The organism is Chelativorans sp. YIM 93263 (assembly GCF_028767125.1).
Classification (GTDB): Bacteria; Pseudomonadota; Alphaproteobacteria; order Rhizobiales; family Rhizobiaceae; genus Chelativorans.
The window spans coordinates 265,804-279,375 of sequence record NZ_JAKCWP010000004.1; the positions used below are offsets into that span (position 1 = coordinate 265,804).

Annotated in this window: 11 protein-coding genes; 5 read left to right on the forward strand and 6 right to left on the reverse strand. The window is 59.3% G+C overall.

The genetic code is table 11. The annotated features are described in order from the left end of the window. Positions 1-24: 24 nt before the first annotated feature. The 5 genes from LY631_RS10995 to LY631_RS11015 form a co-directional block, all read right to left on the reverse strand. On the reverse strand, positions 25-1,032 hold the full coding sequence (locus LY631_RS10995) for an ABC transporter ATP-binding protein (RefSeq protein WP_274425369.1): 1,008 nt from the start codon (positions 1,030-1,032) through the stop codon (positions 25-27). A gap of 4 nt (positions 1,033-1,036) precedes the next feature. Next, positions 1,037-2,005 (reverse strand): ABC transporter ATP-binding protein, encoded by a 969-nt coding sequence (locus LY631_RS11000; protein WP_274425370.1) that lies wholly within the window; start codon positions 2,003-2,005, stop codon positions 1,037-1,039. Continuing rightward, positions 2,002-2,928, reverse strand: coding sequence for an ABC transporter permease (locus LY631_RS11005; RefSeq protein ID WP_274425371.1), 927 nt, complete (start codon positions 2,926-2,928; stop codon positions 2,002-2,004). Before LY631_RS11005 ends, LY631_RS11000 begins: the two co-directional genes overlap by 4 nt. Further along, the gene (locus LY631_RS11010) at positions 2,925-3,902 is read right to left on the reverse strand and encodes an ABC transporter permease (protein ID WP_274425372.1); all 978 of its coding nucleotides are present in this window, start codon (positions 3,900-3,902) and stop codon (positions 2,925-2,927) included. The genes LY631_RS11005 and LY631_RS11010 overlap by 4 nt, the downstream gene beginning before the upstream one ends. Positions 3,903-3,968: 66 nt before the next feature. Continuing rightward, entirely contained in the window at positions 3,969-5,585 is a 1,617-nt protein-coding gene (locus tag LY631_RS11015) for an ABC transporter substrate-binding protein (protein ID WP_274425373.1), read from the reverse strand. 121 nt (positions 5,586-5,706) lie between these two features. On the opposite strand from LY631_RS11015, the gene LY631_RS11020 reads away from it, so the two are divergent. Together LY631_RS11020 and argE are read left to right on the forward strand one after the other, a co-directional pair. Then, a complete protein-coding gene (locus LY631_RS11020; protein ID WP_274425374.1) occupies positions 5,707-6,687 on the forward strand; it encodes a LysR substrate-binding domain-containing protein in 981 nt (326 codons plus the stop codon). A 3-nt stretch (positions 6,688-6,690) separates the two neighbouring features. Further along, positions 6,691-7,848, forward strand: coding sequence for an acetylornithine deacetylase (gene argE / locus LY631_RS11025; protein WP_274425375.1), 1,158 nt, complete (start codon positions 6,691-6,693; stop codon positions 7,846-7,848). 32 nt (positions 7,849-7,880) lie between these two features. On the opposite strand, the gene LY631_RS11030 is transcribed toward argE, so the two are convergent. Beyond that, positions 7,881-9,152 (reverse strand): hypothetical protein, encoded by a 1,272-nt coding sequence (locus LY631_RS11030; RefSeq protein WP_274425376.1) that lies wholly within the window; start codon positions 9,150-9,152, stop codon positions 7,881-7,883. Positions 9,153-9,520: 368 nt separating this feature from the next. Between LY631_RS11030 and LY631_RS11035 the strand changes: the two genes are divergently transcribed. The 3 genes from LY631_RS11035 (at position 9,521) to LY631_RS11045 (ending at position 13,567) form a co-directional block, all read left to right on the forward strand. Beyond that, complete coding sequence (locus LY631_RS11035; RefSeq protein ID WP_274425494.1) at positions 9,521-10,240, forward strand: Crp/Fnr family transcriptional regulator; 720 nt, start codon at positions 9,521-9,523, stop codon at positions 10,238-10,240. Positions 10,241-10,568: 328 nt separating this feature from the next. Next, positions 10,569-11,351: a response regulator transcription factor gene (locus LY631_RS11040; protein WP_445082871.1), complete on the forward strand. Its 783-nt coding sequence runs from the start codon at positions 10,569-10,571 to the stop codon at positions 11,349-11,351. A 29-nt stretch (positions 11,352-11,380) separates the two neighbouring features. Further along, positions 11,381-13,567, forward strand: a complete 2,187-nt coding sequence (locus LY631_RS11045; protein WP_274425377.1) for a GumC family protein — start codon at positions 11,381-11,383, stop codon at positions 13,565-13,567. Positions 13,568-13,572 lie beyond the last annotated feature (5 nt).

A 13,572-nucleotide genomic window follows, 5' to 3' on the forward strand; every position in this document is an offset into this window, starting at 1 on the left:
GGATTATTTAGACGGGTTTGCGGATCAGGCCTGCTCGTTCAGGTGGCAAGCGGAAAAACGGCCGGGCGCGATCTCCGTGAGACGCGGGCGTTCGGTGCTGCAGCGCGCGAAGGCATGCGGGCAGCGCGGATGGAAATGACAGCCCGCGGGCGGATTGAGCGGGGAGGGGATTTCGCCCTTGATGGTCGAGTAGGTCCTGCGCTTTACCTCGAAGGTCGGAAGTTCGGCCAGAAGGGCTTGCGTGTAAGGATGGTTAGGTTCGGCGAAGAGTGCTTGCGCATCTCCCATCTCGACCACGCGGCCGAGATACATCACCGCGATGCGGTCCGATATGTGCTCCACCACGCCGAGATCATGGCTGATGAAAAGGTAGGTGAGATCGAGTTCCTCGCGCAGGCGCATGAACAGATTGAGGATTTGGGCCTGGATGGAGACATCGAGGGCGGCGACCGACTCGTCGCAGACGATGAAAGATGGGTTCACCGCAAGCGCGCGCGCAATACCGATACGCGCGCGCTGGCCTCCGGAGAACTGATGCGGGTAGCGCTTGCGCATGGCCGGATCGAGACCGACTCGTTCCAACGTTTCGTCCACGTATGAGTCGACGTCTTTCCGAGGCACGACTTTGTGGACGCGCGGTGCCTCGCCCACGATCTCACCGACGCGAAGACGTGGGTTGAGGGATGACATCGGATCCTGGAACACCAGCTGGATTTGCAGTGCCGCACGGCGGGCGGCGTCTCCCTTCAAAGAGGCGATGTCCTCACCGTAAAACCGGATGCTTCCCTCGCTTGGCGTAGTCAGGCCGGCGACCATGCGCCCCAGGGTGGATTTTCCGCATCCGGATTCGCCGACGAGACCCAGCACTTCACCCTTCTGGACCGCAAGATCCACTCCATCCACGGCGTGAACGATCTGCTCCTCGATGGAAGAGCCGAAGAAACGCGCCGCCTTTTCGGCAGTGTCGAGTTCCTTCACAAAGCGCTTCGAAACCCCTTTCATCTGGAGGATAGGGGCGTTGTTCTCGGCCATTCCTTTATCCTTCGATATATGGATGCACGCAGCGCACATGCCGTCCCGGCAGCGGCGTTCCCAGCGTCTGCGCCCGACGGCACGCATCGTCTGCGCGCGGACAACGCGGCCGGAAGCTGCACCCTTCAGGCAAGTTAAGCAGAGACGGCGCCATCCCCTTGATCTGTTGCAGCAACGAGCGATGCGGCTTTCCGTGTGGTACCGACTCGATGAGCCCGCGTGTGTATGGGTGCAGCGGGTTGGCGATAATTTCGGAGGTTGGGCCTTCCTCGACAATGCGGCCCGCATACATCACTGCCAGCCGGTCGGCGAGGCCGGAAACGACGGCCAGGTCATGCGTAATCCAGATGAGCGCCGTTCCGGTCTCGGCGCAAAGCTTCTGTACTTCCGCCAGGATCTGCGCCTGAATGGTCACATCGAGTGCCGTCGTCGGCTCGTCGGCGATGATAAGATCGGGTTCGTGCAGTAGCGCGATGGCGATTGCCACACGTTGGCGCATACCGCCGGAGAATTGATGCGGGTAGGAGGCAAGCCGCTCGTCCGGCGCCGATATGCCGACGCGAAGCAGCGCCTCCCGGCACCGCGTCAGCGCCTCGGTACGCGAAACGTCCGCATGCGCCAGAACAGTCTCGACCATTTGGGTTTCGATCTTCAGGACCGGGTTGAGCGTCATCATCGGATCCTGAAAGATCATGGCGATGCGCTTACCACGGAGCCCACGTATCGCCTCCTCTCCGCCCGCAACAAGATCCGCGCCGTCAAAAACGATCTCGCCGGAAACCACTTTGCCGGGCGGGTCGACAAGTCCCAAAAGCGAAAAGCCGGTTACCGATTTTCCGGAGCCGGATTCGCCAACGAGCCCGAGGATTTCGCCGCGCTCCACGGAGAAGGTTACGCCGTCGACTGCCTTGGCAATGCCGTCGCGGGTGAAGAAATGCGTCTTGAGATCGCGAACGTCGAGGAGTGCCGTCATTTCTGCAGCCGCGGGTTGAGGACGTCGCGCATGCGATCACCCATCAGATTGATGGCAACGATGGTGACGACCAGTGCGATACCGGGAAAGACACTCACCCAATACCGGCCTGACAGGAGGTAGTCGTAGCCGTTGGCGATAAGGAGACCCAGCGAGGGCTCGGTGATGGGCACGCCGACGCCAAGAAAGGACAGTGTGGCTTCGAGCGCAATGGCTTGCGCGATCTGCACCGTGCCCACCACAATCAGGGGTGGCACACAATTCGGCAGAAGATGCCGGAACATGATACGCCGATGCGACAGAGCCAGACAACGCGCCGCATCCATATAGTCCTTGCGGATTTCCACGATGGCCGAGGCGCGCACCGTGCGCGCATAATAGGCCCATTGCACGATGATGAGCGCGAGGATCACCTTGTCCACACCGCGCCCCAAAAGCGCCAGCAGGATGAGCGCGATCAGGATTGCAGGGAAGGAAAGCTGCAGATCCACGATACGCATGATGATCGAGTCGATCCGGCCGCCGAAATAGGCTGCCGTCATGCCAGCGACAATGCCGATGGCAATGGCGCACAGAAGGGAAACGGTGGCGACGACGAGGCTTATGCGCAAGCCATAGACGATCGCCGACAGCATGTCGCGCCCCTGCGGATCTGTTCCTAGCCAGTACGTCATGCCGGAGAAACTGGCCTCACCGGGCGCCAGGCCGCCATCCATGATGTCGAGCTGCGCGAGGTCGTAGGGATTCTGCGGCGTGATCCAGGGTGCCAGGATCGCAAGAAGCGCGATCAGCAGGAATATGGCAAGCCCGGCAACGGCAAGCCTGTCTTCGATGAAGGCCCGCGCGAACCTTCTGACGGGACTATCCTGCGCGACCCTCTTCGGATGGACTGGCTGCTCGACGGAGTCGGCGACTATCGTCATCCCTTGACCTCCGAAAGCCGGACGCGCGGATCGAGCGCCGAATAGAGAATGTCGACGACGAGATTGATGCCAACGATGATGAACACGGTCAGCATCAGGTAAGCAACAATCACGGGGCGGTCGAGCAGATTGATCGAGTCGATCAAAAGCTTGCCCATGCCCGGCCACGCAAAGACGGTTTCCGTCACGATGGCGAAAGCGACCATCGAGCCGAGTTCCAGCCCCAGAATCGTGACGACCGGGATCATGATGTTCTTCAGGATGTGAACGAACACGACACGTCGATGAGAAATGCCTTTCGCGCGGGCGAATTTCACGTAGTCCTGCAAGGCCACCTCGCGCGTGTTGGCGCGGGTCAGCCGGATCACCAGCGACATCTTGAAAAGCGCCAGATTGAGGGCGGGAAGCAGAAGGTGTTTCAGCCCGTCCAGCGTCAGAAAGCTCACCGGTATGCCCAAAACGTTCACGGTCTCGCCGCGGCCGCCGGCCGGCAGCCATCCGAGGAAAACCGCGAAAAACAGAATGAGGATCATTCCCTGCCAGAAGTTCGGGAGGGAGAAGCCGAGGATTGAACCGGCCATCACCGAGCGGCCGCCGATGCTATCCGGTTTCAGCCCGGCATAGACACCCAGCGGCACGCCCACCGCTACAGAGATGAACAGGGCCACTAATGCCAGTTCCATGGTCGCGGGCAGGCGCTCCAGGACGATGTCCAGGGCCGGCCTTCCGTAGACGAACGATGTACCCAGATCGCCGTGGAAAACATTGCCGACGAAGACGAGAAACTGGTCCCACAGCGGCTTATCGAGGCCCAGCCGCTGCACTGTGGCCTGGATCTCTGCCTGGGTGGCGTCCGGACTGACCAGAATGTCCACTGGATTGCCGATGGCGTAGACACCGAGAAAGACGAGGAACGCCATGGCCGTTACGGCGAGCAGGCTCTGTCCGAGCCGGCGTATCAGATAGACCAACATGGGAATGCTCCCGAGTGCGCGCGGCAAAGCCGGCCGGGAGCATGCCCGACCGGCGGCAGGAGATAATCAGTCCTGCGCTTCGTCCGAAACGTCTTTCACTTCAAAGGCGAGGGTGTATTGATCGACGCGCGGCTCATAGTCGAGACCGGGCTTCATGGCCCATGCGGTGCGCTCGTAATGCAGGGGAATGATGCCATGCTCGTCAAGCGCAATGCTTTCGGCTTTCTGGAGCAGTTGCGAGCGCTTGTCGTCATCGATGGTAACCATCGCTTCCTTCAGGATCGAGTCCAGTTCCGGGTTCGAATAACGTCCGGGATTGGTCACGCCCAAACCCGCGTCCGGATCATAGCTTGCCACCAGCGACTTGAGCGGCGAGGACATTTCACCGGAAGCTGCACCCCAGCCTGCCATATAGATCGGAAATTCCTGGTCGTTGCGCCGGGAAAAGAACTGGCTCGCCGTGCTGGCATCGACCTCGGTCTCAATGCCGATGCGTGTCAGCATCTGCGCGACCGCCTGCGCAACCTGCTCGTCATTGATGTAGCGGTCGTTGGGTGTACCCAGGACGATCTTGAAGCCGTCCTCGTAACCTGCCTCGGCAAGCAATGCTTGCGCGCGCTCGGGGTCGTAAGCATCGACCGCGCGTCCGGAGGTGCCGAACATGGGTGGTGGCAGAAGTTCACCCGCCGGCTCGGCGTAGCCGCCCATGATACGCTCGACAATCGCTTCGCGGTTGATTGCAAGCGAAATCGCCTCACGCACTTTCGCGTCGAGAAGCGGGTTCTCGCCGTTCGTGCCCTCGATCCCGGGGGCGTCGTGATCCTGATGGTACATGTGCAGGTAAATGATACGATTGGAAAGTGAATCCACCACCTTGAAGTTGGCGTCTTCAAGGCGTGGCAGATCCTGGATCGGCGGTGACTCGATCATATCGACATCGCCCGAAAGCAGCGCGGCCACGCGTGGCCCGGCGCTGGTGATCGGGCGCATCACGATGCGTTCCCAATCCGGCGCTTCGCCCCAATAGTCTTCGTTGCGGGTCAGCACGATCTGGCTGCCACGGGTGAATTCGTCAAGCATGTAAGGGCCGGTACCCGCCGCGACATCCGGGGAGTTGAAATCGTTGGACGCGGGCAGCGTACCCATTCCCTCGCAGCCATCCTCTGTGAAGGTGACGGTGTCTTCCGCGCCGCTGGCATCGGCGGAGAGGATCGCCCAGGTCGAGCTTTCGACGGGAAGCAGGGGATTCGGGCCGTTCGTTTCGATGATCAGCGTGTGATCGTCCTCGGCCCTCATATCCGTGACGGACTGCGTATAGATGCTGAAGGAAGACGGAGAATTCTCCACAAGCGGAATGCGGCAGACGCTGTAGATGACGTCGCGGGCCGTAAATGGCGTGCCATCGTGAAACTCCACGCCCTCACGCAGGCTATAGCGCCAGGTGGTATCGTCCAGCGCTTCCCATTTGGTAGCCAGCGAGGGCTCCAGTCCCTGCAGTGGATCCTGGGCGATCAGCGACTCGAAAATGTTGAGGCGCACCTGTGTGTTGGTTGCGAGATTGTGGAACTGAGGGTCCATGGAGGTGGGTTCCGAACTCAGCCCAATCGTCAACTCCTGCGCCGCGGCGCCGTGAGCCGAGACTGCCAGGATGGCCGCCGCCAGCGTCGTCGTTCTTAGCGTCATGATTTGCTCTCCCATTTTCGAGGTCATTTTCGTTCCCAGGGAGCAGAATGCTTCTGCCGGCACGTCCCCCTGTTGGCATCAACGTTATTATGCGCTATCCAAATTGAAAAGAGAAAAATGTATGCAAAATTCTCATAGACAAGGAGCGAAGTCGGAGAACCGGGGCGGAGCAGGACAGGACCGCCGCACCGGCTTTACGTTGCGCGAACTGGAGGTGCTGCGGGCGCTGATCGAAACCGGCAAGTCCACCAGCGCCGCCCGCCGTCTCGGTCTGTCGCAGCCGGCGGTCAGCCGCTCCCTGGCTCAGCTCGAAGCGCAATTGGGACGCCAGCTGTTCGACCGTGTGAGCGGGCGGCTGATCCCGACTGCCGATGGTCTAGCCGTGAATGAGGAACTGAGTTCGATTTTTGCCTCGCTTGCACGCATTTCCGATCGTTCTGCCAGGCGTGCTGGAGGGCATTTCGGAACCTTCCGCATTGCCGCGCCGCCCACGATCGCGCACCGATTCCTGCCGCCTTGGGTTGCGCGCTTCACAAAGGCGAATCCGGAACTGGAAGTTCTTTTCGACGTGCTGTCGGGGGATGCTCTGATCACGGGCGTCGCCGAGGCCCGATACGACATCGCAATGACCGACACCGTGCCTGCCCATGACGGCGTGCGTACGGATCTTCTCCTGGCGACGGAGGCGATCTGTGCCTTGCCGACGCGCCACCGCCTGGCCGGGCAGAAGAGTATCCATGCGGAGGACCTGGAAGGTGAGCCTTTTGTTGCGCTGACGCGCCGGCATACGGGACGGATTGCGGTGGACCGGCTGTTCGAGCGGGCCGGGGTGGAGCGCAAGATCATGATAGAGGCGGCCACAGCCGTTTCGGCCACCGAGTTCGTCCGGGAAGGGCTCGGCGTGGCGCTCCTCAATCCGTTCCCGATCGTTCACCAGCTCGGCACCGGGATCGTTGTCCGCCCCTTTGCGCCGGCGGTGCCCTACAGGACGTTTTTCGTTTTTCCCTCGAGCGAGCCGCAAACCCCGGCCGTCATCGATTTCATGAACATGATTCGCTCGAGCATGGGCGGATCTATGCAGGCGGACCTGTCAGAGGAGTAATGCATGTCGTCCCCCTCCAGCACGGAAGTGCTTTCGCGTCTCGTTTCCTTCGATACGACGAGTCGAAACTCGAACCTGCCACTGATCGAGTTCGTCGAAGGTTATCTCAATGACCACGGCGTTCCCAGTCAGCGCGTTTATGACGAGACAGGCCACAAGGCCAATCTCTGGGCGACTATCGGGCCGGAGGACCGGCCCGGCATCATTCTCTCCGGACATACCGACACCGTGCCCGTTGACGGTCAGGACTGGGCGAGCGACCCGTTCCGGCTGGAGGAGCGGGACGGTCTGCTCTACGGGCGCGGCACCTGCGACATGAAGGGATTTCTGGCATGCACGCTGGCGGCCGTGCCGAAGATGCTGCAGCAGGACCTGAAACGCCCCATTCACCTGGCCTTTTCCTATGACGAGGAGGTCGGCTGCATCGGCGTCATCCGCCTGCTGGAGTGGCTAAAGGAGGAGGCGGTACGCCCGGAATTCTGCATCGTGGGGGAACCGACGATGATGGAAGTCGTGACCGGCCACAAGGGGAAACGAGCGATGGATTGCCGCGTACGCGGCCTCCCGCGGCATTCTTCGCTGGCACCAGAAGGCGTCAATGCCGTCGATTACGCGGCGATGCTTGTCCTGAAAATGCGCGAAATCGCTGAACGCCTCGCTTCCGAAGGCATGCGCGACGAAGCCTATGACATCCCCCACACCACGGCCCATACGGGGGTCATATCCGGCGGGACAGCGCTTAACATCGTGCCGGAGTACTGTGAGGTACGGTGTGAATTCCGTGCTCTGCCGGGGGACGACGTCGACGGCCTTATCGAGGAATTGCGGGCCTATGCCCGTCATCTCGAGGCGGAAATGCAGGCCAAGGCCCCGGAAACCGGCATCGAAATAGACGTCTATGCGAGCCTGCAGGGAATGGAAACGCCGGTGGACTCGGATGTTACGCGGTTGGCCAAAACATTGGCGCGGGCCAATGGACACTCAAAGGTTGCATACGGGACGGAGGGTGGTCGGTTCGCCGATATGCTGAGCATTCCTACCATCGTTTGCGGGCCTGGCTCCATCAACCAGGCGCACAAGGCGGACGAATATATCGCGACGGCGCAACTGGCGAACTGTGATGGTTTTCTTGAGCGTCTGATCGGTTGGGCGAGCGAGTGAGGACGGAAATAGCGACTGACAGTATTGTGCTGTCAGTCGTTGCACCGTGCAGCATGGAGAGGGGCGCGAATGCGGCTGCCATGCGGAATTCTGGCATAGAGCAGCGCCGGCCCCATGAACGCCGCCAGATGAATCCACGCGATCACGATCTCGTTTGTGAAGTGGCTAATGGCCAGAATAGAAGGAACCGCAGACAGCATGTAGACGATCTGCATGGCCGTGTTTCCGCGAATGGCGGCAGTGTAGATCCAGCCCATAAGCCAACCCAGAGCGAGGAATTTCACAAACCCGAAATACCAGAAAGAGAGGAAGGCGTCGGCGAGTCCGGTCCAGGTGGATCCCGTGGTGGGTTGATACCCGCGCTCGAAATAAGGCGGGCCACCGATCATCAGGCCCTCCTTGAACGATTGGCCGACGAGCTGGGCAGGTACGTATGCAAATACGAGCGAATTCCAATGCCCCATCCCGAAGTCCAGTGCCTTCGTACGTTCGATATTATCGATCACCATGACCGCATTGGTCATTTCCGGTCCACCTTCCTGGATGAGCGATTGCCATTTAGCCGAAAGGTCGATGTCGAGCACTGAGGACCACTCGCTTTCCTCGGTGTAGTAGGTCGCCGAGCGATATTCCCCCGCCCCGAGCATTCCCGCAAGGCTAAGCGCGAGCCCACCGATGACGGCCGGACGTGGCACTGCCCAGCCGCGCTGAAACCACAAGGCAAGCCCAATCAAGAGAAAGAACTCGGCGGTTTCACCCCGGCGGCCCGCAATGACAATCCGATCCAGATAAAAAAGGGACCCGAAGAGAATAATGACCAAAGCCAGCTTCGATGGATTTCGAACATAGCAAAGGAGTGCAATTGCGAAGCCGTATGTGAGCAGTTTGGCAAAGAAGAGATATGCCACCGCGGTGCCGGTCAGGAGCCCGCGCAGACGTTCTTCGTCGGGCAATTGGCTGAACCGATAGAAGAAGTAGGCGCCGATGAGCGACATTGCTCCGGCTGCGTGCAAAAGCCGACGTTCGCTGAAGGCGACATCTCGCATGCCTCGGCTGCGCTGGCCGACGGCCCATCCGACCCAGCACGCGCCAAGACAGGCAATGGCAAAGAACAGGGTTTTGTCGATGGCACCGGCAGGCAAAAACGGGTTGTTAATCACACCTGGGAGTTGCGGCAGGATGAATGACAGGAAGATCCCCGCCGCGAAGAACGGAAAGTGGTAAAATCGGCCGGACGCCAGCAGTCCGTGCAAAAGCATGAAGAGGGCGAGCCCGCCCAGAATGGAAAAAAGCAGCCAGGACATCGCACACCTTCCGCTGGCCGGGAAACTGTGCGTTGTGCGAGGCGAGGCTGCAATTCAGTCTTAGGGTGTAGGTCTTCGGCGCGCCGCTCTGGCCGGGGGATATTTCGACGAAGCCCGGGGTCGGAGGGATTTGGATCCTCCACCGGCCGGTGATCTAACACAAAAGTGTAATGCCGCTTAGCAAAAGGGATAATAACATAAATCTATTAGTGGAGGACATTGCCGATCGGAGATGTATTCAGTGGAGAAAAGGCCTTCGTAGGGAGGTGTAATCAGTCACCCCTTCCTCGAAATTGGCAAACGGGGCCAATATCCGGCGAACCAATTCCGGTGTAGGCTGTCGCCCTAGTCTGGCTTGGGTGAAGTGCATGGCGTGTTACAGTGGATCGAAACCCGCTATTCTGGATAATCCCCTCTTTCGTAATTTTAGTCTAGACGACAGTGCGAAGGACTCCCTGAAGGACATCGGATTCGTTCTTCGGAAGTATCCGGCTCACAAAATGATAACCGAGCAGGGCCAGGAGGAGAGCCGGCTCTTTATTGTTCAGTCCGGCTGGGGTTGCACTCACAAGGACCTGCCGGACGGCGAGCGGCAAATAATCGATTTCACGCTTGCCGGCGACGTAGTCGGCTTTCGCAGCGGCAACACTGATGCCCAAAGTTCCTTCACCGCGATTACGGAACTGACCGTTTACGAGGCCCGAGTGAAAGCTGCGATGAGCGCGATAGCGAAAAATGATGAGCTGGCGGAGCTCTTCTTCACCGCCGTTTCGCGGCAGAATGCAATCTTAACCGAGCATCTAGCCAACATCGGCCGGCGCAGCGCGCTGGTGCGAACGGGGCATCTGCTGCAGGAACTCCGGGTGCGGACTGAACGGGCGGGCATGACCGACAAGGACGGCTATGATTGTCCTCTCACTCAGTATGATCTTGCCGATGCACTCGGACTTACAGCCATTCACGTGAACCGTATGCTGCGAGAACTGCGCGAATTTGGCTTTCTTTCGTTTCGGAAAGGAAAGGTGGAGTTCCTAGACCCGGTTGGCCTGATTGATTTCGCGCAATTCGAACGAAGTTACACAAGGTAGAATCTATAATCCTCTACCAATGCGCGAATGAATGTATAAATTCGCATTTGAGGTTGCATATGGTGAATTCACCGCGGAAATTTAGATTACTACAGTCAGAATAAAATACATTACTAGAAGCATAAAAACACTTCTTATTAAAGTTTGCTAATCGAGGTTAGCGCCAATCCGCACCAATTGCTTATAGTTAAAAGTGCGTATGAGCCAGTTCCCGTTGGTGGGAGGTTTAGGCCAACGGTGATCGCGGTCACAACGCCATCTGTTTTGCTGTGCCTATAGGAATTCCCGCGTTTGGGTTTGGTTTTCCGAGTAACAGGGGGACGTTGAGATGCACTCAACTACAAAATCGAATGGTGAAAGTGAAACGGTTGTGTTCCAACCGAATGCACTCACAACCGGATCTCGCACAAGTGGAGTCCGTGTCGGTTACGAACACGCCGCTGCGGAGAAAACTCTCCTTCTCCTGGATGCGCGAGCGCTGGACCGCGAATGTTTCGCACACAGTCTGCGCGCGCATGGAATGGACATGGAGGTTCTGCCTTGCCAATCCATCGAGGATTGGCGTTCGCAGCAAGACCTTTACCCACCGCTTGGCGCCGTGGTCTTGAACATCGGCGGGCGCAAGATAAGCGATGCCGGACTGACCTCTGAGCTTACCGATTTGACCTCGGAGTTTACGCAAATCCCGGTGGTGGTTCTGGCAGAAAACGATGAATTGAACCAGATCCTTATCGCTCTGGAATACGGCATTCGCGGCTATATACCCACCTCGGTGGGGATAGATGTCTGCGTCGAAGCCATCAATCTCGCAATGGCTGGCGGAACATTCGTTCCCGCAAGCAGCGTGATGGCCATGCGACGCTACATCGGTTCGGCATCGGAAGCCACGCGGCCAATGGCGGGCATGTTCACCCAGCGGCAAGAAGAAGTCGTGCGTGCGCTTCGCCGCGGCAAGGCGAACAAGATCATCGCATATGAGCTCAATCTTCGTGAAAGCACCGTCAAGGTGCATATTCGCAATATCATGAAGAAGCTCAAAGCGACAAACCGAACCGAGGTCGCTTACAAGATCAATCAGATGTTTCCGAGCGACACCCCGGTGCACGAATAGAAGTTCCATTCTTTCGCTCTAGGGGGGTCATGATGATCGTCTCGGACATTCGTTCAAGCGAAACGGGCGCCGTTCTGCCCGGGTTGCTCGCGGTGCTCAGGAGGCGCCGGTACATCCTCCTCCTGTCGACTGCAGCCGGCTTTGCCATCGGGCTGATTGGCTATGCAAACGCGCCGCAGAGCTATGTTTCCGAAGCCGTCCTGGCGCCGGACGTTAGGCGTGTGGAAGCCGTGCCGACGGAAATGGTCGTTTCGCCTCTGTCCCAGGACAGCCCCGTCCTGCGGACCGAACTCGACATGATCCAGTCGCGCTCAATGGCCGAAAAAGTCATTGCTCGACTGGAAAACGAAGGCGTGGAAATCCAGGAAGAGGTTCCCACGCCGGGACTGGTCGCCACTCTCATGTCGGCGTTTGTCGGCCCGTTTCAGGCCGTAGCCGAGCCGGGCATTCAAGAACTTATACGCGGCGATGAAAGGGGGAAAGCCGATCGCTTGCTCTCGGATCTGCGGGTCAGCAACGACGGCCGATCCTTCACGATATACGTGACGTTCCGCGCGTCGGATCCCGACTATGCCGCGAAAGTCGCGAACGCCTATGCGGAGAGCTACCTCGATCACCAGATCGACGTGAAGCGTTCGGCCATGCGCCGCGCCAGCGACTGGCTTGGTGAGACGCTTGAGGGCCTTCGCGCGGAGCTCGCTTCGTCTGAAGAGGCCGTGGAGGCCTTTCGCCGCGAAGCCGGCCTCGTTGAAACCGAGGAGGGAAGCTTGCAGGCGCAGCGTGTCTCGGCTTTGAGCGCTGAGATGGTCTCCGCGCGCGCTGCAATCTCCGAAGCCCAAGCGCGTCTTGAAATCGTACGTTCCCTTGCGGAACGATCGGAGCTGCCGGCTTCTGCTGAAATCCTCGGGTCGGCGGCGGTTCAGGCTCTGCGCGCGGATCAGGCTCGCCTGGAACGCAGAATTGGCGAGTTGCGCGATAGTGGTGCGGTGAAGAACCTCCAGCTAAGCGCATTGGACGCGGAACTCTCTTCTGTAAAGCAGCAGATCGCCGAAGAAATTCAGCGGGTGGTTGAGAGCCTTTCCAGCGAAATCTCCATTGCTCACCGCAAGGAGGAGGCGCTTCAGGCCGAGCTTGCGCAGGCCAAGGAGGAACTGGCCAAGGCCAATACGGCCGACATTACCCTGGCGCAGCTCGCGCGTGAAGCGAGCGCTAACAGGACGATCTACGAGAGTTATCTGGTACGCTATAAGCAGATGATCGAACAGGATGGTTTTGTCGCCCCCGAGGCACAGATCATCTCTTATGCTCAGCCTCCGACGGTCCGTGCCGGACCCCGGCTTTCCACCTGGATGCTCTTCGGCTTGGGACTCGGCGGCGGGTTGGGCGTTGCGGGCGCAGCCCTCCGTGAGGCGACCGACCGCAGGCCGCGATTGCCGGAGCTACTTCAGTCGGGCACCGGTGTACCTGTTATCAGCCTCCTGCAACACCTCTCCAGGAAAGAGCACAGGAGGATAGCCGATGGTGCGCGCGATGCTTCTACGACGTTCGGACGCACTGTCTATACGCTGAGGTCGGCTCTACGTTTGCCCTCGTCAGGAAGTTCTCCCGTAACGCTCGCGGTTACGTCCGCTTTTCCTGGTGATGGGAAAACGACACTCGCATTGGGCATTGGGCGGTCGGCAGCCGCGGTCGGAATGAAGACAGTGGTGGTCGACGCAAACCTTCGCGATCCGATGGTCGAGAAAGCTTCAGGGCTCGAAGCGACCAGCTATATCGACGAGTATATCGGGCGGCATCAATCGTTGCATAAGCTGCTGCAGAAAGATCCGGCGTCCGATCTGCGGATTCTGCCCGCACGCGCCGGAAATACTCCGCCGGAGACGCTCTTTGCCCGCGGAACATTCCACGCACTCGTTGCGGAGCTCAAGCGTCACTATGACCTCGTCGTGATCGATACCCCCGCGCTCCAGCAGGCAGCCGATGCCGTCGGTATCGCCTCCGGCGCCGATCGCGTTCTCCATGTCGTGCATTTCCGCACGAGGCAGCTGCAACAGGTGATTGCGTCGGTGCAGAGCCTCTCAAATGCCGGTCGGACGCCGGACGGTATCGTTCTCAATCAGGTCGATACAAACCACTATGCGGATTTTACGGAACAGCCTTCCCACGGTGCGCGCACTTCGCAAACCACATCCGCGGCGGTTTATCCGCGTTCATAAGCATC

Bases quoted from the DNA above. Each gene is read 5' to 3' on its own strand.
- argE (WP_274425375.1), top strand. From the start codon at position 6,691: ATGTCGTCCCCCTCCAGCACGGAAGTGCTTTCGCGTCTCGTTTCCTTC.
- LY631_RS11005 (WP_274425371.1), bottom strand. From the start codon at position 2,928: ATGACGATAGTCGCCGACTCCGTCGAGCAGCCAGTCCATCCGAAGAGG.
- LY631_RS11010 (WP_274425372.1), bottom strand. From the start codon at position 3,902: ATGTTGGTCTATCTGATACGCCGGCTCGGACAGAGCCTGCTCGCCGTA.
- LY631_RS11030 (WP_274425376.1), bottom strand. From the start codon at position 9,152: ATGTCCTGGCTGCTTTTTTCCATTCTGGGCGGGCTCGCCCTCTTCATG.
- LY631_RS11040 (WP_445082871.1), top strand. From the start codon at position 10,569: ATGCACTCAACTACAAAATCGAATGGTGAAAGTGAAACGGTTGTGTTC.
- LY631_RS11045 (WP_274425377.1), top strand. From the start codon at position 11,381: ATGATGATCGTCTCGGACATTCGTTCAAGCGAAACGGGCGCCGTTCTG.
- LY631_RS11000 (WP_274425370.1), bottom strand. From the start codon at position 2,005: ATGACGGCACTCCTCGACGTTCGCGATCTCAAGACGCATTTCTTCACC.
- LY631_RS11035 (WP_274425494.1), top strand. From the start codon at position 9,521: ATGGCGTGTTACAGTGGATCGAAACCCGCTATTCTGGATAATCCCCTC.
- LY631_RS11015 (WP_274425373.1), bottom strand. From the start codon at position 5,585: ATGACGCTAAGAACGACGACGCTGGCGGCGGCCATCCTGGCAGTCTCG.
- LY631_RS11020 (WP_274425374.1), top strand. From the start codon at position 5,707: ATGCAAAATTCTCATAGACAAGGAGCGAAGTCGGAGAACCGGGGCGGA.
- LY631_RS10995 (WP_274425369.1), bottom strand. From the start codon at position 1,032: ATGGCCGAGAACAACGCCCCTATCCTCCAGATGAAAGGGGTTTCGAAG.